Origin of the sequence: Saccharothrix lopnurensis (genome assembly GCF_042658445.1) — a bacterium.
GTDB lineage: Bacteria > Actinomycetota > Actinomycetes > Mycobacteriales > Pseudonocardiaceae > Actinosynnema > Actinosynnema lopnurensis.
The window spans coordinates 106,310-125,320 of record NZ_JBHSQO010000001.1; the positions used below are offsets into that span (position 1 = coordinate 106,310).

The following is a 19,011-nucleotide window of genomic DNA, read 5'->3' on the forward strand; positions in this document are numbered from 1 at the left end:
GCGGGAGCACCTAGCCTGGGGAGGTGGACCAGCGCAGCCAGATCCGCGAGTTCCTGACCTCCCGCCGGGCCCGGATCACCCCGCAGCAGGCCGGGCTGCCCTCCCACGGCACCCGCCGGGTCCCCGGGCTGCGCCGCTCCGAGGTCGCCCAGCTCGCCGGGATGAGCGTGGAGTACTACTCCCGCCTGGAACGCGGCGACCTGTCCGGCGTGTCCGACCAGGTCCTGGACTCCCTGGCCCGCGCCCTGCGGCTGGGCGACGACGACCGCACCCACCTGGAGGACCTCGCCCGCGCCGCCGGCCCCGCGCCGCGCCGCCGACGCCGCCCCGCCCCCACGGCGGTCCGTCCCTCGGTGCGGCGGCTGCTGGACTCCATCGTGGACGCCCCCGCCCTGGTCATGAACGCCCGCGGTGACGTCCTGGCCACCAACGCGCTGGGCCGCGCCCTCTACGCACCGATGATCGAGGCCGCCCGCGGCGAGGTCCCCAACCACGCCCGGTTCATCTTCCTCGACCCCCGCTCCCGCCACTTCTGGGGCGACTGGGAGCGCGCCGCGGACGAGACCGTCGCCCTCCTCCAGGCCCAGGCCGGCCGGGACCCCTTCGACAAGAACCTGACCGACCTCATCGGCGAGGTGTCCACCCGCAGCGAGGACTTCCGCACCCGCTGGGCCCGCCACGACGTCCGTCAGCACCACCAGGGCGCCAAACCCTTCCTGCACCCCCTGATCGGCACCCTGGACCTCACCTACGAGTCCCTGGACCTGTCGGCCGACGGCCTCACCCTCATCGCCTACGGCACCGAACCCGGCAGCGACGCCGAGGACAAGCTCCGCCTCCTGGCCGGCTGGACCGCCACCAACGCTCCCGCCGGCGACACGTCCGAACGGCGATGACCCGACCCCGGCCGGTGGTCGGGCAGCGGGCGCCGGATCACGGGTCGGGACGCCGGTGCGGTCGTTCCGCCGCGGCGGCGAAGGTGGGTGCGGCACGGCGGCTCCTCACCCCCCCCGGCGAAGGCCCCGTCGGTCGGATCGGCCGATGCTGCCCAGCGGTACCCGCTCCTGTTCCGCAGCTCGACCAGGGTGCCGGCCCTCCGGGCTGACGGGCCGGGACCCGTTCCCGGGGATCACGCCCGGCGCTGAACCGCACGCCACCGCGCCGCCAGGACCAGGGCCGCCACGACGCCGACGCCCCCGGCCGCACCGGTGACGAGGTGCGGTGCGGTGCGTTCGGCGGCCAGGCCGCCGAGGGTGATGCCGATGCCCTGGGCGGTCTGCATGGCGGTGATGGCGAAGCCGACGGCCTGGCCCCGGTGGGCGTCGGGTGTGCGCAGCACGAAGGTGGGCTGCGCCACGACGTGGTAGCCGGAGGCGGCACCGGACAGCGCGAACAGGCCCACGACCACGGGGAGCGGGGGATCGGCCAGGCAACCCAGCAGGGGCACGCCGGTGCCGACGGCCAGCAGCGGCATCAGCCGGAGCTGGACGGACTCGGGCAGGGCGGCGACGGCGAGCGAGGCCGCGGCGCAGCCGGCGGAGTAGGCGGCGAACAGGACGCCGACGACGGCCGGGCCGCCGCCGAGGTGGGCCGCGTAGGGGGCGGCGAGGGCTTCGCCGACGATGTAGGTGCCGGAGAGGGCGGCGTAGCCGACGAGGACCAGCAGGCGCCGGTCGTGCCACACCACGCCCGCTCCGGCCCGCACCCGCTCCCACCACCCGAGGGCGTGCGGGCCGGTGACGGCGACCGGCGGCACGAACGCCGCGACCAGCAGCGCGGAGACGCCGAAGGTGGCGGCGTCGAGCAGCAGCGCGCCGCCGGGGCCGAGGGCGGCGACCAGGACGCCGCCGACGGCGAAGCCCAGGACCTGGCCGAGCTGGGTGACGGTGGACAGGGCGGCGATGCCGGTGCGCATCACGGCCGAGTCGGGGATCAGCGCGGGCAGCAGCGCCGAGCGCGCGGGCACGGCCGGAGCACCCGCGAGTTGCACCACGACCAGCAGCGCGCACACCGCCTGCCAGGGCAGGCCGGGCCAGGCCATGGCCGCGACGACGGCGGCGCGGACGAGGTCGGCGGTGATCATCACGGTGCGCCGCGGGTAGCGGTCGGCCAGCCCGGCGAGCAGCGGGCCGCCGACCAGCGCGGGCAGGAACGTCAGCGCGTAGGCCAGGGCGGAGAGGGCGGCCGAGCCGGTGCGGTCGTAGACGAGCACGACCAGCGCGACGCGGGCGAGCTGGTCGCCGACCACCGAGACCACGTGGGCGGTGAACAGCGCCCGGAACGCGCGCAGGGCGAAGACCTCCCGGTACCCGGCCGTGCCGTGCCGTTCCCCGGTCACGTGGCGCGCGTCCTTCAGGCCGTGCCGGCGCCGGCGACGCGGACCTGGTCGCGGCCGTGGTCCTTGGCCTCGTAGAGGGCGGCGTCGACGGCCAGCAGCAGGTCGGTCACCGTCGTGGCGGTGGTGGGGAACGCCCCGGCGCCCACCGAGAGGCTCAACCCGGTGATGACGACGTCCTGGCCGGTGTGGTCGCGGGCGGTCACGTGGAGCACGGAGACGGCGGCCCGGATGCGTTCGGCGGTCCTCGTCGCGCCCGTGGCGTCCACGCCGGGCAGCAGCACCGCGAACTCCTCACCGCCCCAGCGGCCGACCAGGTCGGTGCCCCGCACCTCGCGGCGGACGGCCTCGGCCACCGCGCGCAGCACCTCGTCCCCGGCCAGGTGCCCGAAGCGGTCGTTGATGCGCTTGAAGCGGTCGAGGTCCAGCATCAGCACGCCGACCGGGTCGCCCAGCCGGCGGGCGCGTTCGAGCTCGGCGGCGGCCTGGTCGTGCCACCACTGCGCGGAGACCAGCCCGGTCTTGCCGTCCGTGCGGGCCGCCGCCCGGAACTGCGGCAGCAGCAGGCCCAGGTGCAGCGCGAGGACGGTGACCAGCAGCAGCGGCGCGGTCCAGGGCTGGTGCACCATGACCACCGTCACGGCGTAGCCCAACCCGACGGCCGCGGCGATGAGCAGCTGGTCCGAGGCCGGGCCGAGCGCCCGGTGCGCGGGCTCGTCGGGGTTGGTGGCGATGATCGCGCCGACCACCAGCGCGTAGTTCACCAGCCGGTAGATCAGCCCCGCCAGCACCAGGGCGACCACACCGCGCGGCCCGTCCAGCGCCGTGACCAGCGGTTGACCGGGGTCGACGCCGGGGTAGAACGCGGCCAGCGCCAGGGTCGCGCCCGCGGTGGCCAGCAGCACGGTGCACGCGGAGAACACCTTGCGGTGGGGCACCGCCCGGCGCCGGAAGACCCGCAGCCACTCGTGGGCGAACGACGCGCCGATCAGCACCGCCTGCAACGGCACGGGCAGCAGCAGCACCCCGGCGAAGAACCACACCGATTGCAGGTGGGTGTACGGGGTGCCCTCCGCGGCGAGCTCCCGGACCCGCTCGATGCCCTGGGCCGCCTCCAGGTGGATGACCGAGGCCACCACCAGCACGCCCAACCACGTCCACGACCGCGTCGAGACCGGGGTAGTCACAGCGGTGGCGAGCAGGACGGCGTACGCGATCACCTGAACGGCGACCACGTACGCGAGCACGCCGCCGGGCAGCGACCATAGAGCCCAACGGCGTGGGTCCAGCCGACTCACGCTCTACCCCCGATCCCTCCACAGGACAGTCGACTGTAACTGACCGGTAACGCAGTGTCAGGGGCTGGTCGGGGGACACGACCAGGGAACATCCGTCACCCACCAGGGAGATCACCGTGATCGACAACCTCAAGTCCCCCCGCACCGGCCGCCCCAGCGAGTGGACCCGAAGGACCGGTCGCCCCAGCGAGTGGCGGGGCTGAGACCGGACCGGGACGCCTCGCCGCCCCCGCACCGGGTGGCGAGGCGTCCTCCGCCGGTGGGGGTCCGGACGTGCGGCGCCGGCCACCGGGGGACCACCGGACGACGCCCGGCTGTTCGACGGGGGTCCGGCGACGCGACCGGCGGACCGGCCGCCGGGCACGGCGCGGTGCCCGTTGCCGAACTGCGCGACGGGCACCGCCGTACGGCGTCGGTTCAGTGCAGGTGACGCATGACGTCCTCCTCCCTCCGCCGAACCGCGGGCTCGCGTGTCAGCCCCAGGCCAGGTCGAGCCGGTCGAGGCCGCGCAGTGTGGCGTTGCGGCGGAACACGGGTTCGCCGACCGGCCGGGGCCGCCGGTGGTGGCGGGCCAGGGCGCCGAGCGCCAGGCGGGTCACCAGCAGGGCGAGGGGAGCGCCCAGGCAGGCGTGCGGGCCGCGCCCGAAGGCCAGGTGCGGGTTCGGGTGGCGGTCCAGGCGCAGGGCGTCCGGGTCGGTGAAGGCGCGCGGGTCCCGGTCGGCCGCCGCGATCAGGACGGTGACGACCTCGCCGCGCCGGACCGGGTGCCCGTTGACCTCGGTGTCCTCGACGCACCCGCGGGCTTCGGCCTGGACCGGTCCGGCGCACCGCACGAGTTCGTGCAGCGCGGTGTCGGTCACGCCACCGGCCAGGGCGTCCAGCGAACCGGGGGAGTCCAGGCAGGCCAGCAGGGCGTTGCCGAGCAGCCTGGCGGTCGACTCGTAACCCGAGTGCAGGACCACGCGCAGCGAGTTGCGCAGGACCGTGTCGGTCACCCGGTCGGGGACGCGGTGAGCGGCCAGGTAGGCGACCACGCCGCGGTCGCGCGCGGGCCCGTCGAGCCACCGGCCGGCCAGGTCGGCGAGGGCGGCGCGCGCGGCACGTCCCGGCTCGACCGTCTCCGGGCGCAGCGCGTGGTCCATGGAGTCCACGATGTCCGCCGAGATCGCGGGGAACCGGTGGCCGTCGGGCGGGTCGACGCCCAGGACCTCGGTGATGGTGTCCAGGGCCAGTGGTGCGGCGAACCCGGTCACGAAGTCGAACGACGGGCGGTCGGCCAGCTCCTCGACCCGGCGCTCGACGTTGTCGGCGACAGCGCGGCGCAGGCCGTCCCGGTCCAGCGCGCGGAACGCGTGGACCAGCAGCGCCCGCACGGCGGTGTGCTCGGGCGGGTCGAGGGCCTGGACGGAGAGCGAGGCGACGGGGGTGTCCTCCCCGAGCCGGCGCCAGTCCGAGCAGAACCGGTCCACGTCGGTGAGCACGGTCGAGCAGTCCGCCAGCGAGGCCGCCACCCAGGAGTCGAGCACGTCGCTCCACCACAGGCCCTCGCGGCGGTGGAACGGCTCCCACGCCAGGGCCGGGTGCCGCAACGCCTCCGGGGTGAGCAGGCGCGTGATCGGATCGCGGACCGGTGCCTCGATCACCGAAACCTCCCGCTGCTCGACGGGCGAACACCTCCCAACACAGCACAGCCGCACGAGCGGGACAACCGATCCGCGACCGCGTTCACCTGTCGGCACAACGACTGTCCACTTGTGAGTGGCGCACACCGGAGAGGCGTTACCGCGCGCCACACGACCTACCCGGACACCCGCCCCAAAAATGTGCGCAGGTGACCCGCGACGACGTCCAGGTGGCTCTCCAGCAGGAAGTGGCCGCCGTCGACCAGGTGGACCTCCGCGTCCTCGGCGTCGCGGGCGAAGGCCCGCGCGCCCTCCGGGCCGAAGATCTCGTCGTTGCGGCCCCACACGGCGAGCACCGGGACGTCGCCGGTGCGCAGGAACTCGTGCAGCCGCGGGTAGAGCGGGCGGTTGTTCCGGTAGTCGCGGAACAGCGCGAGCTGGACCTCGTCGTTGCCCTCGCGCGAGACGAGGGCGAAGTCGTGCTCCCAGGTGTCCGGGCTGACCAGGCTCGGGTCGGGCACGCCGTGCAGGTACTGCCAACGGATGGCGTCGAGGCCCAGCGCGGCCCGCACGGCGGGTTCGGTGTCGGGACCGGGGTTCGCCCCGTACGCCCAGACGTCGGTCCAGAACGACTCGACGAAGCCGTCCTCGTAGCCGTTGCCGTTCTGGGTGACGACGGCGGAGATCCGTTCGGGGTGGTCCAGGGCGAGGCGCCACCCGACGGGGGCGCCGTAGTCCTGGACGTAGAGGGCGTAGCGGTCCAGGCCCAGGTGGTCGAGCAACCCGGAGACGAGGCGGGCGAGGGCGTCGAAGGTGTAGGCGAACTCCCCGGCGGGGGGAGCGTCGGAGTGGCCGAAGCCGAGGTGGTCGGGCGCGATGACGTGGTGATCGCCGGCCAGCAGCGGGATGAGGTGGCGGAACATGAACGAGCTGGTCGGGTAGCCGTGCAGCAGGACGATCGCGGGGGCGTCGGCGGGGCCGGCTTCGCGGTAGAAGATCTCGTGGCCGTCGATGGTCGCGGTCCGGTGGTGCACCGAGTTCATTTCTAACCCCTTCGAACACTTGGTCCGGTTAGTCCGTCGCCATGCAAGCACGGGGTGGGCTAACCTGTCAAAGGAGGCGAACCGGTTAGAGGAGGGTCCGATGGACCTGCTGCTGGACCTGCTCAACAGCAGGCCGCTGGTCGACGGCGAGGAGCGGGACGCGCTCGGTGACCCGGCCGGGGGCGGGCGCTGGGCGCGGGAGCGCGGTGGCGACGGCAGCCCCGGGGAACTGGCGCTGCTGCGCCGGGCGCGCGACGTCCTGGGGGACGTGGTGCGCGGGGAGAGCCCGCCCGCGGCGCTGGGTCCCCTGCTCGAAGGGGTCCGCCGGGTGCCGGGGTTCACCTCGGGCGGTCTCCGGTGGACGCTCGAAACCCCGCCGCGCGCCCGGCTGGCCGTCGAGGCGGTCCTTGCCTGGGCCGCCGCCGAGGAGCGGTTCCCCGGCCGGTTGCGCGCCTGCGCCAACGACGAGTGCCGGCTGTTCCTGCTCGACCGCAGCCGCGCCAACCGCGCCCGCTGGTGCTCGATGGCGGTCTGCGGCAACCGCGAAAAAGCACGCCGCCACTACGAACGCACCCGCTGACCCGTGGAGCACCGTCGCGGGCGGGGTGGGCTCACCGGGGTCGGTCGTCCTCGGCCAGGTGAATCCCCAGGTCGGTGCGTCCCGGTGCCAGGTCCTCCCGCAGCGCGCGCGTGCCCCGGTAGTCGCCGTCGCGCAGGCGCCGGAACCGCCGGGCGGGTTCGGTCGCGAGGCCGTCGAGCCTGGTGACCAGGCGCTCGACCTGCTGTTCGACGGCCTCGCGGCCGAGCCCGTCGGCGTCGTGGACCACGTGCAAATCCAGCACCTCGATCCCGACGTACCACAGGACGCCGTGGGTGAGCGGGAACAGCAGGGAGTCGAGGTCGCCGCTGATCCCGCGCCGCCCGATGGAGCGCTCGTCCTCGCCGGCGGTGACCACGACCAGCGCCCTGCGCCCGACCAGCCCGCCATCGCCGTACCGGCGGGGCACGCCCAGTTCGGGGTCGAGGTCGCCGTAGGCGAAACCGTTGGTCAGCACCCGGTCGAACCACCCCTTGAGGATCGCCGGCGGCCCGTACCACCACAGCGGGAACTGGAGGACGAGCAGCTCCGCCGCCGCGAGCCTGGCCTGCTCCTCCCGGACCTCGGCGGGCAGCTGCCCGCGGGCGTGGGCTTCCCCGGCCAGCTCGGCGATGTTCCCCGGGCGCCCCGGCGGTTCCCCGAGGTCGCGCTCCGACAACACGGGGTCGAAGCCCTGGCCGTAGAGGTCCGAGACCGTCACCTCGCAGCGCTGGGACAGCGCCTTGGTCCCGGCCTGGAGCAGGCGGCCGTTCAGCGATTCGCGGCGCGGGTGCGCGTACACCCACAGCGCGGTGCCGGGCTTCGGCGGATGAGCGATGGTCATGCGGTCACCTCTCCGGGTTGGTGGTCGGTGCGGCCACACCTGGAGTCAAGCAACGAACGACGAGACGAGGAATGGTCGAAGCCCTCATATCGATACTCGCGCGTCCGGGAACGGGGCGGGTCGTGCTGCCGGGTCGCGTCCGGGTCGAAAACTTTTCGGCCCGGTGAGCGTGCCGGTGAGGGGTCGTACGTGCGGCCGTAGCCCCACCACCGGCGAAAATGGATCATTGACATCGGTGGAACATGTTGCCACGATCCCGAAAAGGATTTCGAACGCCTTCCGCCTGAAGGGCGGTGCCGCTTGGCCAGCCGGGTGCTCCGCAGTCCACCGCCGCGTCAGGCCCGACCCGGCACCGCGGTCGCGGCCGGTGCCGTGACCGCAGCCGCAGCCGTAGTCCCGGTCGCAGTCGGCGTCGCAGCCGCAGCCGCAGCCGCCGGCTGAGCAGCGCGGTCGGCCGCAGGGCAAGGACCACCCGCTCCGCGAGAAGGGACGCTTCCGATGGCCGAGCCCGCCGGGGTTCCGCTCAGCCGACGCCTGTTCCTCCACGCCTCCGTGCTCGGCACCGCCACCGCCACGGGCGTCGTCGACGGCCAGGCGGTGACGGGGGAGCACACGGCGGCCTACGGCCGGGACCCCGTCGGGTGAGAGCGCTTTCGGGAGCACCGAGGACAGTCCACACACCGGGAGAACAACCCATGACCAGAACGCGAACGCGCGGCCGACACCGGCGTCTCGTCGCCGTCGCGGCGGCCGTCGTCACCACGGCCGCGCTCACCGCCTGCGGCGGTTCGGGCGGCGGCTCCTCCACCGACGTCGCGGCGGGCGGCGCCGAGGGGGTCGACGACGGCACCACGCTGACCCTGTGGACCCGGGCCCCGCTGGAGCTCCAGGCCAACATGCTGGTCGAGGCGTACAACAGGACGCACGAGAACGAGGTCGAGCTGACCATCACCCCCAACGACGACTACGTCTCCCGGGTCGGCGCCGCCGCGGGCAGCGGGGACCTCCCCGACCTGTTCGCGGCCGACATCGTCTACGTCCCGAACTGGACGGAGGCCGGGCTGTTCACCGACATCGGCGAGCAGGTCGAGCGGCTGCCGCACGCCGACGAGATCAACCGGGGGCACCTCGACGCGGGCACCCGCGCGGACCGGCGGCACGTCCTGCCGTTCGTGCTCGACCTGTCGGTGATGTTCTGGAACAAGGCGCTCTACCGGGAGGCCGGGCTCGACCCGGAGAAGGGACCCTCGACGCTCGCGGAGTTCGCCGAGCACGCCAAGGCCGTGCAGGGGCTGGACCGGGAGGGCGTCTACGGCACCTCCTTCGGCGGCAACTGCGGCGGCTGCAACGTCTTCACCTGGTTCCCCACGATGTGGGCCTCCGGTGACGACCCGCTGCCCGCCGGCGGCGCCGAGAGCGGCCTGGACAGCCCCTCGGCCAAGCAGCTCTACGGCACCTGGCGCGACCTGTGGACCTCGGGCGCGGTCGACCCGGCCAGCCGGGACGAGACGGGCGCCAGCTGGGTGGCGGCGTTCCAGCGGGGCAAGATCGGCGTCATGCCGTACCCGGCGACCCTGCTGGCCACGGCGGACAAGACGGTCGACGTGGGCGTGGCCCCCATCCCCGGCGTCGACGGCGGCGGCTCGACCTTCGTCGGCGGTGACGGGATCGGCATCTCGAAGGACTCGAGGAAGGCCGCGCAGGCGTGGAACTTCCTGGCCTGGCTGATGTCGGAGGAGGCGCAGGTCGGCGTCCTGGCGGCCAACAACAGCTCGGTCGCCCGCGCCGACCTCGCGGACAACGAGCACGTCCGCGACGACCCCCGCCTGCGGGTGATCAACGAGGTCGCCGCGGCCCCGGACAGCCGGACGCCGGTGGCGGTGAACTTCCAGCAGGCGTTCAACGCCGCCGGGAGCCCCTGGGTGACGTTGCTGCGCAACCAGGTGTTCGGGGGCGGGGACAGCCTGGCGGCGGACAACGCCGCGGTCTCGGAGGCCCTGAGCCCGTAGGCCGCGCCCGTGGCGCCCGACCCGGCGGGCGCCCCTCCCGCCGTCCCCCAGAGGCCGTCTCCAGAGTCGAGGACGCCATGCCCACCTCCCTCAAGCGCGCCCCCGCCCGTCCACCGGGGCAGGCCGTTCCCGCGCCGCCGCGCCGCCGTTCCGCCAGGTCCCGCCGGAGCCTGACCGGCTGGGCCTACGCCGCGCCGACCGCGCTGTTCGTCACCCTGTTCTTCGTCGTGCCCGTCCTGCTCGTCGGCCGGATGTCGATCTCGGACTGGGGCCTGTTCGCGGGCAACCGGGGGGTCGACTTCCCGGACAACTTCACCGACGCCGTCGACCTGCGGCTGTTCTGGCCCGCGGTCCGGTTCACCGTGAAGTACACGGTGATCACGACCGCCATCCTGATCGTCCTGTCCCTGGTCCTGGCGCTGCTGGTGCAGGAGTCCACCCGGTGGACGGGGTTCCTGCGCACGGCCGTGCTGGTGCCCGGCGCGCTGGGCCTGGCCTCGGCGTCGCTGCTGTTCTACGCGCTCTACTCGCCGCAGAGCGGCCCGTTCGGCGAGGTGCTGCGCGACGTCGGGCTGGCCGACGGCCCGGTGTCGTTCCTGGGCACCCCCGACGCCGCGCTGTGGTCGACGGTCGGCCTGATCGTCTGGCGCTTCGCGGGTTTCTACACGCTCCTGCTGCTCGTGGCGCTCCAGGGCATCTCCGCCGACGTCTACGAGGCCGCCGAGCTGGACGGCTGCAACCGGTGGCAGCGGTTCACCAGGATCACGCTGCCGCTGCTGCGGTCCTCGCTGGCGATGTGCTCGATCCTCTGCGTCACCGGGTCGCTGCTGGCGTTCGACCAGTTCTACATCCTCACCAAGGGCGGACCGGACAACGGCACGATGACCATCGTCCAGCTCATCTACAACGCCGCGTTCCAGGGCGGCAACGACCTCGGCCTGGCCGCCGCCCTGTCGATCATCGTGCTGGTGGCGCTGCTGGTCCTCAACCTCGGGCAGTTCCGCTGGCTGCGCGGGAAGGACGCCTGATGGGCACCACGCCCGACACCCGGCCCGCGCGCGACGGCCGGGGCACCTCGCTGCCGGGTTTCGTCGTGCGCACGCCCTACTACGTCCTGACCGGCGGCCTGGCGCTGCTGTTCCTGTTCCCGATGGTGTGGGCGGCGGTCGCGTCGGTCTCCCCGCAGGCGGGCACGGCGCAGGCCGAGGGCTGGGGCTTCGCCAACTACGGCACGCTCGTGGACCACCAGGCGGGGATCTGGCGGTACCTGCTCAACAGCGCGGTCGTCTCCGGGCTCACGGTGGTCTTCACGCTCACGATCGCGCTGCTGGGCGGCTTCGCGTTCGCCCGGTTCGACTTCCCCGGCAAGGACCTGCTGTTCCTGGTGACGCTGGCGATCCTCATGGTCCCCTACGCGACCCTGCTCATCCCGCTCTACGTGCTGCTCAACGAGCTGGGCCTGCAGAACTCGCTGGTCGGCCTGGCGCTGGTGCTGACGATGTTCCAGCTGCCGTTCGCCACGTTCATGATGCGCGTCTCGTTCGAGGCGCTGCCCAAGGAGCTGGAGGAGGCCGCGTTCGTCGACGGCTGCGGCACCTTCGCGGCCCTGCGCCGCGTGCTGCTGCCCGCCGTCCGACCGGGACTGGTGACGGTCGGGCTGTTCGCCTTCCTGGCGGCGTGGAACGACTTCATCACCCCGCTGGTGCTGATCAGCGACTCGGACAAGGTGCCGCTGCCGCTGGCGGTCGCCAACCTCCGCCAGCAGGTCATGGGGGTCATCGACTACGGCGCCACCGAGGCGGGCGTGGTCGTGCTGGCCGTGCCCTGCGTCTTCCTCTTCCTCGTCCTCCAGCGGCAGTACGTCCGCGGGTTCATGTCCGGCGCGCTCAAAGGCTGAATGATGACTCCTGAAACCGCCGGCCTCGACGAGGCGCACACGCCCGGCACCCCGGCGCACGGGGCTTCGGCGCCCGGCGCCCCGGCGCACGAGGTCCAGGCGCACGACACCCCGACCGGGGGTCGCCCGGTGGTACCGAGCCGCGCGCGGCTGCGGCCGCTCGGCACCCGGGACGTGCGGCTCACCGGCGGGCACTGGGGGGAGTTCCAGGAGCGCAACCGGCGGGCGGTCCTGCCGCACGTCGAGCACTGGGTGGAGCGGACCGGGTGGCTGGGCAACTTCGACGCCGCCCGCACGGGCCGGCTGCCCGCGGACCGGCGCGGCCGGGAGTTCTCCGACAGCGAGGTCTACAAGCTCCTGGAGGCGATGGCCTGGGAGCTGGACCGGGAGCCCGACCAGGGGCTGGAGGACCGGTTCCACGCGATCGTGGTCCGGGTCGCCGCCGCCCAGGAACCCGACGGCTACCTCAACACGAGGTTCGGCAGGCCCGGCCAGGCGCCGCGGTGGTCGGACCCGGAGACGGGCCACGAGCTGTACTGCGTCGGGCACCTGGTCCAGGCCGCGGTCGCGCGGGCCCGCACCGGCCACCCCGACGACCTGCTGGTGCGGGTCGCGCGCCGGGCCGCCGACCTGGTGTGCGCGGTGTTCGGGCCGGACGGGCGGGCCACCGTCGACGGGCACCCGGAGATCGAGCCCGCGCTGGTGGAGCTGTACCGGGTCACCGGCGAGCGGCGGTACCTGGAGCAGGCCCGGCTCTTCGTCGAGCGTCGCGGCCACCACGTGCTCGACGAGGTCGAGTTCGGCCGCGAGTACTTCCAGGACGACGTCCCGGCCCGCGAGGCGCGCGTGTTCCGCGGGCACGCCGTGCGGGCGGTCTACCTGGCCGCGGGTCAGGTGGACCTGGCCGCCGAGACCGGTGACGAGGCGCTGCTCGCCGCGGTCGCCCGGCAGTGGCGGCAGACGGTGGCCGCGCGCACGTACCTCACCGGCGGCATGGGGGCGCGGCACCAGGACGAGGCGTTCGCCGAGGACTTCGCGCTGCCGCCGGACCGCGCCTACTCCGAGACGTGCGCGGGCGTCGGCTCGGTGATGCTCGCGTGGCGGCTGCTGCTGGCCGAGGGCGACCCGGCCTACGCCGACCTCATCGAGCGGACGCTGTTCAACGTGGTCTCGACCTCGCCGTCCGCCGACGGGCGGGCGTTCTTCTACGCCAACACCCTGCACCGCCGCGAGCTGGGCGCGGTCCCCGCCGCGGACGAGCCCAGCCCGCGGGCCTCGTCCTCGCTGCGGGCCCCGTGGTTCGAGGTGTCCTGCTGCCCGACCAACCTCGCCCGCACCCTGGCCTCGCTGGCCGCTTACGTGGCCACGTCGGACGACGAGGGCGTCCAGCTGCACCAGTACGCCGCGGGCACCGTCGAGGGTGGACTGCCCGGCGGCCGGGGCGTCCGCCTGGTCGTGACCACGCGGTACCCCGTGGACGGCGAGGTCCGGGTGCGCGTCGACGGCGACGACGAGCGCCCCTGGACCCTGTCGCTGCGGGTGCCCGGCTGGGCGCGCGACGGCGCGACGCTGACCGTCGGCGGGACGACCAGGCCGGTCGGTCCCGGCGTGGTCGCCGAGCGGCGGTCGTGGCGGCGCGGCGACGAGGTGGTGCTGCGCCTGCCGATGGCGCCCCGGTTCACCCACCCGGACCCGAGGATCGACGCGGTGCGCGGGTGCGTGGCGGTGGAGCGGGGGCCGCTGGTGCTCGCGGTGGAGTCGGTGGACGTGCCCGGCCTCGACGCCGTCGACCACCTGCGCGTCGACCCGGCGGTGCCGCCGAGGGAGGTCGGCGGGCGGGTCGTCGTGCGCTGCGCGCGGGTGGCCCTCCCGGAGCCCGGCTGGCCGTACCGGCACGACCCGGCGCCGGTCGGGGCACCCGGGTTCGAGGACGTGCCGCTGGTGCCCTACCACGCGTGGGCGAACCGGGGGCCGTCGACCATGCGCGTCTGGTTGCCCGCGGTCTGAGCGGTCGCGGGGGAGCCGGTGTCGAGCGTCGTCCCGGACGGCGGCGGCGCCCCCGCGGTCGGGCTGGTCGGCCGTCGGTGGGCCGGAGGCGCGTGGACCGGTGCCCCGCCACCGTCGTCACGTGGTGGCCGGCGAGGTGGACTCGCGCACCACCAGCCGGCACGGGTGCCGGACCACACCGCTCGGCTGCGGCCCGTCCAGGGCTTCGAGCAGCAGGCGGGCCGCCGCGGCGCCCAGATCCTCCAGGTCGAGGTCCACCGTGGTCAGCGGCGGTCGGCAGTCGGTGGCGAACTCCTCCCAGTTGTCGTAGCCGACGATCGCCACGTCCTCGGGGACGCGCTTGCGCAGGTCGTGCAGCGCGTCGGCGACGCCCACCGCGATCTGGTCGTTGCCGCAGAAGACGGCGTCGACCTCGGGCGCGGTGGCCAGCAGCACGCGGGCGGCGTGCCGGCCCCACCGCTGCGTCCACTGCCCGTGCAGCGGCCCGCCGCCGGCCATGGTCAGGTCGTGCTCGGTCAGCACCCGGCGCGTCCCGGTGACGCGGTCGCGGGCGGCCCGGTAGGTCTGCGGGCCGGTGATGTGGCCGATGTGCCGCCGGCCCAGCGACACCAGGTGCTCCACGGCCAGCCGGGCGCCGCCCTCGTCGTCGGCCAGCACCGACAGGTCCTCGGGGGCCTCGGACTCGCCGTAGACGTAGACCACGGGCACCGGGATGTCCCGGGTGAGCGAGGGGCGCAGGTCGTTGTCGTCGCCCAGCACGATGAACCCGTCCACCTGGCGGGAGAGCAGGGTGCCGATGTAGTGGCGGCGGCGGATGGCGTCACCGCGCGCGTCGCACAGCAGCACCGACATCTGCTCGTTGGCCAACGCGTTCTCCACGCCGAGCAGGACCGGGATGGAGAACCGGCCGCCGAGTTCGTCGGTGAGCAGGCCGATGGTGCGGGTGCGGCCCGAGATCAGGCCGCGCGCCAGGGCGTTCGGCTGGAACGACAGCCGGGTGGCGGCGTTGAGGACGCGGGCCCGCGTGGCGGGTGCCACCTCGTCGCGGCCGTTGAGCGCCTTCGAGGCGGTGGAGATCGACACACCGGCCAGCTTGGCCACGTCGTTGAGGGTCGGCGAGGTCGACCGCTGCCTGCCCATCGAAACCCTTTCGAAGCCCCTTGAACCGGAACTCCACTGTAGTCGCAGATCAACGCTGCTTTGCACGTGCGTCGTTCGATCGGTCCACATCGTTGCCGAAAAGGTTTTCGACTGTTGTGGTCCGAGGGGTGGTCGAGGTCGCGCCGGTCGGGACCGTGCCGCCCTCCGGCGGCGTCGCGGGGCGCGGGCTGGGGCGGCCGGGCTCGGCCGGTCCCGAGGTGGGCTGAGCAGCGAGGTCCACGCCGCGGTCGACACCGCCGGGCCGCCGGCGTTCGTGCTCACCCCCGACCAGGCCGCGGACGGCCCGCGGTTCGGGTCCGTGCTGGACCAGGTCCGGGTTCCCGGTCCGGCCGGTCGACCCCACACCCACCCGGACGCGGTGGCCGATGGGCCCGGAGTTACTCGAAGCCGGCCACGCGGTGCGGCACGTACGGCGCCTCCAACCGCTCCACCTGCTCATCGGTCAGCCGCACGTCCAGCGCGGTGAGCGCGTCCCGCAGGTGTCCGGGCTTCGTCACCCCCACGATCGGCGCCACCACGACCGGGTTGCGCAGCAGCCACGCCAGTGACACGGCGGACATCGGCACGCCCACCTCCTCGGCCACCTCGCGCACGGCCGCCACCACACGCCGGTCGGCTTCTTCGGTGCCTTCGTACAGGCTGTCGCCGAACACGTCGTCACCCGAGCGGGAAGTGGTGGCGTCGCCGGGGCGTGCCAGACGGCCCCTGGCCAGCGGGCTCCACGGGATCACCCCGATGCCCTGGTCGGCGCACAGGGGGAGCATCTCCCGCTCCTCCTCGCGGTTGAGCAGGTTGTAGTGGTCCTGCATCGAGACGAACCGCGTCAGGCCGTGGGCGTCGGCGGTGGACAGCGCCTTCGCGAACTGCCACGCGTACATGGACGACGCACCGAGGTAGCGCACCTTCCCGGACGTCACCAGGGAGTCCAGGGCCGCGAGCGTCTCCTCGATCGGCGTGGCCGGGTCCCACCGGTGGATCTGGTAGAGGTCCACGTGGTCCAGGCCGAGTCGCCGCAGGCTGTGCTCGACCTCGGTGAGGATGGTCTTGCGCGACAGGCCGCCGGAGTTGGGCCCGGGACGCAGCGGGCCGAACACCTTGGTCGCGATCACCACCTCGTCGCGGTTGGCGTACTCGCGCAGCGCCCGACCCACGATCTCCTCGCTGCCGCCGTCGGAGTAGACGTTGGCCGTGTCGAAGAAGTTGATGCCCGCCTCCACGGCGGCGCGGATCACCTCGCGGCTGTCCTCCTCGCCCAGCGTCCACGAGTCGGCGCCGCGGTCGGGCTCGCCGAAACCCATGCAGCCCAGGCACAGGCTCGACACGTCCAGCCCGGTGGGGCCGAGCTTGGCGTATTCCATCAGTCCTCCTCGTACCGCAGCGCCTCCAGGTCGTCGACGGACCACCTCGCGGCAAGCCGCCCGTCACCCATCGTGGTGCGCACCGCCACGGCCCGCATCCCGGCGGCACGGGCGGCGGCCAAGCCCGCCGGGGCGTCCTCCAGGACCACGCACCGCTCCGGTTCCACCCCCAGGTCGGCCGCCGCCTTCAAGTAGCCCTCGGGATCGGGTTTGCCGGCGGCCACGTCGTCGGCGGTCACCAGCACGCCCGGTTCTGGCAGCCCGGCGGCGCGCAGCCGCAGCCCGGCCAGCCGTCGCCACGCGGAGGTGACCACGGCCCAGCGGTCGCGCGGCAGGGCGGCCAGCAGCTCCGGCGCGCCGGGGACGGGCACGATGCCGTCCAGGCACGCCTCCTCGGCGCGCACCAGGTCCGCGACTTCACGGGCCACGTCGAGGTGCGGCGCGACCAGCGCGACGGTCTCGTGGTTGCGCCTGCCGTGCGAGACGCGGAACAGCGCCTCGGCGTCGAGCCCGTGCCGCGCGCACCACGCCCGCCAGGTGCGGTCCACGCAGCGGCTGGAGTCCACGAGCGTGCCGTCCATGTCGAACAGCACGGCCGCGCACTCCAGCCGCCACGCCGGTGTCGCCAGGACCGGCACGGTCAGCCGCTGCCCGGACGCGCGCCGCCCGGACGGCGCTTCCCGACGTAGTTCTGCCCGGCGCCGCGGTTGGCGACCAGCTCGGGGTGCGGCACGGTCGGGTCGGCGTAGACGTTGCCCGCCCGGTCCCGGCCGCGCGCCAGGAAGATCTGGTGGCGGTCGCCGACCTCCTCGTGGTTGAAGCGCACCGCGGTGCTGATGTAGCGCATGGTGAAACCGGCGCGCCTGCGGTCGCTGAGGTTGGCCTCGCTGCCGTGCACGAGCGTCGCGCTGTGGATGCTGCACTCGTTGTGCCGCAGCCGGATCGGCACGGCGCGCGACTCGTCCACGCCCTCCGGGTCCAGTTCCTCGTCGAACACGCTGTCCGTGCCCCGCGTGGGCCGGTACCGCCGCGCTCCCGGGACGTGGCTGCCCGGGATCACCTTCATGCAGCCGTTCCCCTCGTCCACCTCGTCGAGCGCCAGCCACACCGTGACGGCCCCGGTGGACGGGATGATCGTCTCCCGCCAGTAGTAGGCGTCGTCGTGCCACGGCACGCTCTTGCCGTCACCGGCGGGCTTGCAGAAGAAGTGCGCGGAGAACACCGCGATGTCGGGGCCGACGAGCTGCTCGACCAGGTCGAGCACGCCGGGGTCCATGAGCCACTCGAACAGCGCGGGGTCGGTGAAGTGCGGGACGTCCATGTCCTCCGGGCGCATCCCGCCGGGAAGCCCGGCGAGCTTGTGCTCGAAGTGCTCCCGCAGCGCGTCGTACTTCGCCGGGGGCAACAGCTCCGGCAGCGTCAGGTACCCGTTGTCGCGGTAGAACGACAGGTCTTCCCCTGACAGGTTCCTGCTGGTGGCGATGGTCATGTGCGGTCCTCCTCGGCCAGCAGCCCGGCGATGGCCAACACGTCACCGTCGGGCAGGTATCGGCGGCGCACGTCCTCGTGCGCCCGGGTCCCCAACGCGACCCCGTCGACGGCGTCACCGGTCAGTCCGGTGACGAGGTCGGCGAAGCCCGCCAGGTCGTGCGGGTCGGACAGGAGCAGGCCGTTGCGGCCGTGGTCGATCTGCGCCGAGATCCCGCCCACGGCGCTGCCCACGACGGGGCGTGCCTTCCACATCGCCTCGGTCACGGTCAGGCCGAACCCCTCGGCGAGGCTCTTCTGCACGACGACGTCCGCGGTCCGCTGCACCGCGTTGACCAGGTGGGCGTTGTCGTCCAGGTCGTCCATCGGCAGGCACACCAGGCTGATCCGCCGGCGCACGGGTGCGGGCAGCGCGCGCCGGGCCTCCAGGCACGTGGCGAACCAGCGGGCCTGGTCCACGTCGTCCGGGATGGCGGCCGGGTCCGGGCCCACCAGCGCGAGATGTGCGTCGGACGCGGACCCGGCGATGCCCATCAGCACGCCGTGCATGTCCTTGAGGCGGTCCCAGCGGGACACCTGGGCCACCAGCGGCACGCCCGGGTCGCGGGGGCCGTCGGCCACCACGTACGGCGGCACGGGGCCCGGCCCCAGGCCGCAGCGGTCGAGCAGGTCGCGCACGGCGTCGTCGGCCAGCGGGCGGTTCTTCGGCGCGTACGGCCAGATCACCGGCGGGATCACCGCGAAGTGGTGGTCCGCCAGTTCGGCCGGCACGTGGTGCGCCACGGAGAACACCACGCCGTCGGCGTCGTCCAGCAGCGGCGCCATCACGGCCCACGCCGCCTCGGAGCCCTCGGTGGACGCGTCCACGCCGACGTGGCACCGCCAGTGAACCGCGGAAACCTTCGCGGCCAGAGGAGGGACCAGTCCCGCAGTCTGGTGGTCGTGCGGCAGCAGGACGTCGTTCGCCCCGAGGAGCTCGGCGAACCACCCGGCCTCGTCGTCCAGGTGCGCCAGGTAGCCGTCCACCGCGCCCGCGTCGAGCCGGTCCCCGGGGTCCGTGCTGCCGTAGGCGGAGTTGCCCAGTTTCTTGGTGACGTCGAAGAACCGGTCGTCGCCGTCCACCACCGCCCAGCGGCAGGACACGCCCAGCGCCCGGTACAGCGGCACCAGCAGGTGCAGCATCTCGGCGACGCCACCACCGCGCGCGGTCGAGTTGACGTGCCACAGCGTGCCCCCGTCGAGCCGTTCGACGATGCGCGCGGCGGCGGCGCGCACCTCGGCGGCGCGGTCCGGGCCGATCAGGTCGAAGAACGCGGCGAGCACGTCGGAGCGCAGCGGCACGGGATCGATGACGCGCATGGTGGCGCACCCC

The 19,011-nt window shown here is 73.9% G+C and carries 17 protein-coding genes; 7 read left to right on the plus strand and 10 right to left on the minus strand.

Annotated features, from left to right (window positions below):
• Positions 1–23: 23 nt before the first annotated feature.
• Positions 24–896, plus strand: a complete 873-nt coding sequence (locus ACFP3R_RS00500; RefSeq protein ID WP_380631631.1) for a helix-turn-helix transcriptional regulator — start codon at positions 24–26, stop codon at positions 894–896.
• A gap of 233 nt (positions 897–1,129) precedes the next feature.
• On the opposite strand, the gene ACFP3R_RS00505 is transcribed toward ACFP3R_RS00500, so the two are convergent.
• The 4 genes from ACFP3R_RS00505 to ACFP3R_RS00520 all read right to left on the minus strand — a co-directional run bounded on the left by ACFP3R_RS00505 (position 1,130) and on the right by ACFP3R_RS00520 (position 6,298).
• Entirely contained in the window at positions 1,130–2,338 is a 1,209-nt protein-coding gene (locus ACFP3R_RS00505; RefSeq protein ID WP_380631633.1) for an MFS transporter, read from the minus strand.
• Between the two features lie 14 nt (positions 2,339–2,352).
• Positions 2,353–3,582: a GGDEF domain-containing protein gene (locus ACFP3R_RS00510; protein WP_380631635.1), complete on the minus strand. Its 1,230-nt coding sequence runs from the start codon at positions 3,580–3,582 to the stop codon at positions 2,353–2,355.
• 524 nt (positions 3,583–4,106) lie between these two features.
• A complete protein-coding gene (locus ACFP3R_RS00515; protein WP_380631637.1) occupies positions 4,107–5,276 on the minus strand; it encodes a cytochrome P450 in 1,170 nt (389 codons plus the stop codon).
• A gap of 155 nt (positions 5,277–5,431) precedes the next feature.
• A complete protein-coding gene (locus ACFP3R_RS00520; RefSeq protein WP_380631639.1) occupies positions 5,432–6,298 on the minus strand; it encodes an alpha/beta fold hydrolase in 867 nt (288 codons plus the stop codon).
• 100 nt (positions 6,299–6,398) lie between these two features.
• On the opposite strand from ACFP3R_RS00520, the gene ACFP3R_RS00525 reads away from it, so the two are divergent.
• Entirely contained in the window at positions 6,399–6,878 is a 480-nt protein-coding gene (locus ACFP3R_RS00525) for a CGNR zinc finger domain-containing protein (protein WP_380631641.1), read from the plus strand.
• 31 nt (positions 6,879–6,909) lie between these two features.
• Here ACFP3R_RS00525 and ACFP3R_RS00530 read toward each other — a convergent pair whose 3' ends face one another.
• Positions 6,910–7,719, minus strand: a complete 810-nt coding sequence (locus ACFP3R_RS00530) for an NAD(P)H-dependent oxidoreductase (RefSeq protein ID WP_380631643.1) — start codon at positions 7,717–7,719, stop codon at positions 6,910–6,912.
• A gap of 498 nt (positions 7,720–8,217) precedes the next feature.
• Between ACFP3R_RS00530 and ACFP3R_RS00535 the strand changes: the two genes are divergently transcribed.
• The 5 genes from ACFP3R_RS00535 (at position 8,218) to ACFP3R_RS00555 (ending at position 13,632) form a co-directional block, all read left to right on the plus strand.
• Complete coding sequence (locus tag ACFP3R_RS00535; protein ID WP_380631645.1) at positions 8,218–8,364, plus strand: hypothetical protein; 147 nt, start codon at positions 8,218–8,220, stop codon at positions 8,362–8,364.
• A gap of 50 nt (positions 8,365–8,414) precedes the next feature.
• Positions 8,415–9,728 (plus strand): ABC transporter substrate-binding protein, encoded by a 1,314-nt coding sequence (locus ACFP3R_RS00540; protein ID WP_380631647.1) that lies wholly within the window; start codon positions 8,415–8,417, stop codon positions 9,726–9,728.
• Positions 9,729–9,805: 77 nt separating this feature from the next.
• Positions 9,806–10,756, plus strand: coding sequence for a carbohydrate ABC transporter permease (locus ACFP3R_RS00545; protein ID WP_380631649.1), 951 nt, complete (start codon positions 9,806–9,808; stop codon positions 10,754–10,756).
• Positions 10,756–11,625 carry a carbohydrate ABC transporter permease gene (locus ACFP3R_RS00550; protein ID WP_380631651.1) on the plus strand — a complete coding sequence of 290 codons (870 nt, stop codon included), beginning with the start codon at positions 10,756–10,758 and terminating at the stop codon, positions 11,623–11,625. The genes ACFP3R_RS00545 and ACFP3R_RS00550 overlap by 1 nt, the downstream gene beginning before the upstream one ends.
• A gap of 3 nt (positions 11,626–11,628) precedes the next feature.
• Complete coding sequence (locus ACFP3R_RS00555; protein ID WP_380631653.1) at positions 11,629–13,632, plus strand: glycoside hydrolase family 127 protein; 2,004 nt, start codon at positions 11,629–11,631, stop codon at positions 13,630–13,632.
• Between the two features lie 117 nt (positions 13,633–13,749).
• Here the strand turns inward: ACFP3R_RS00555 and ACFP3R_RS00560 are convergent, their stop codons facing one another.
• From ACFP3R_RS00560 to ACFP3R_RS00580, 5 genes are all read right to left on the minus strand, one after another.
• On the minus strand, positions 13,750–14,772 hold the full coding sequence (locus ACFP3R_RS00560) for a LacI family DNA-binding transcriptional regulator (protein ID WP_380631655.1): 1,023 nt from the start codon (positions 14,770–14,772) through the stop codon (positions 13,750–13,752).
• Between the two features lie 398 nt (positions 14,773–15,170).
• Complete coding sequence (locus tag ACFP3R_RS00565; protein ID WP_380631657.1) at positions 15,171–16,151, minus strand: aldo/keto reductase; 981 nt, start codon at positions 16,149–16,151, stop codon at positions 15,171–15,173.
• Positions 16,151–16,789, minus strand: coding sequence for an HAD-IA family hydrolase (locus ACFP3R_RS00570; protein WP_380631659.1), 639 nt, complete (start codon positions 16,787–16,789; stop codon positions 16,151–16,153). The genes ACFP3R_RS00565 and ACFP3R_RS00570 overlap by 1 nt, the downstream gene beginning before the upstream one ends.
• Before the next feature lie 2 nt (positions 16,790–16,791).
• Positions 16,792–17,640, minus strand: coding sequence for a phytanoyl-CoA dioxygenase family protein (locus tag ACFP3R_RS00575; protein ID WP_380631660.1), 849 nt, complete (start codon positions 17,638–17,640; stop codon positions 16,792–16,794).
• The gene (locus ACFP3R_RS00580; protein ID WP_380631662.1) at positions 17,637–18,998 is read right to left on the minus strand and encodes a glycosyltransferase; all 1,362 of its coding nucleotides are present in this window, start codon (positions 18,996–18,998) and stop codon (positions 17,637–17,639) included. Before ACFP3R_RS00580 ends, ACFP3R_RS00575 begins: the two co-directional genes overlap by 4 nt.
• Between the last annotated feature and the right edge of the window lie 13 nt (positions 18,999–19,011).

Bases quoted from the DNA above. Each gene is read 5' to 3' on its own strand.
- ACFP3R_RS00520 (WP_380631639.1), bottom strand. From the start codon at position 6,298: ATGAACTCGGTGCACCACCGGACCGCGACCATCGACGGCCACGAGATC.
- ACFP3R_RS00525 (WP_380631641.1), top strand. From the start codon at position 6,399: ATGGACCTGCTGCTGGACCTGCTCAACAGCAGGCCGCTGGTCGACGGC.
- ACFP3R_RS00530 (WP_380631643.1), bottom strand. From the start codon at position 7,719: ATGACCATCGCTCATCCGCCGAAGCCCGGCACCGCGCTGTGGGTGTAC.
- ACFP3R_RS00535 (WP_380631645.1), top strand. From the start codon at position 8,218: ATGGCCGAGCCCGCCGGGGTTCCGCTCAGCCGACGCCTGTTCCTCCAC.
- ACFP3R_RS00540 (WP_380631647.1), top strand. From the start codon at position 8,415: ATGACCAGAACGCGAACGCGCGGCCGACACCGGCGTCTCGTCGCCGTC.
- ACFP3R_RS00545 (WP_380631649.1), top strand. From the start codon at position 9,806: ATGCCCACCTCCCTCAAGCGCGCCCCCGCCCGTCCACCGGGGCAGGCC.
- ACFP3R_RS00550 (WP_380631651.1), top strand. From the start codon at position 10,756: ATGGGCACCACGCCCGACACCCGGCCCGCGCGCGACGGCCGGGGCACC.
- ACFP3R_RS00555 (WP_380631653.1), top strand. From the start codon at position 11,629: ATGACTCCTGAAACCGCCGGCCTCGACGAGGCGCACACGCCCGGCACC.
- ACFP3R_RS00560 (WP_380631655.1), bottom strand. From the start codon at position 14,772: ATGGGCAGGCAGCGGTCGACCTCGCCGACCCTCAACGACGTGGCCAAG.
- ACFP3R_RS00565 (WP_380631657.1), bottom strand. From the start codon at position 16,151: ATGGAATACGCCAAGCTCGGCCCCACCGGGCTGGACGTGTCGAGCCTG.
- ACFP3R_RS00575 (WP_380631660.1), bottom strand. From the start codon at position 17,640: ATGACCATCGCCACCAGCAGGAACCTGTCAGGGGAAGACCTGTCGTTC.
- ACFP3R_RS00580 (WP_380631662.1), bottom strand. From the start codon at position 18,998: ATGCGCGTCATCGATCCCGTGCCGCTGCGCTCCGACGTGCTCGCCGCG.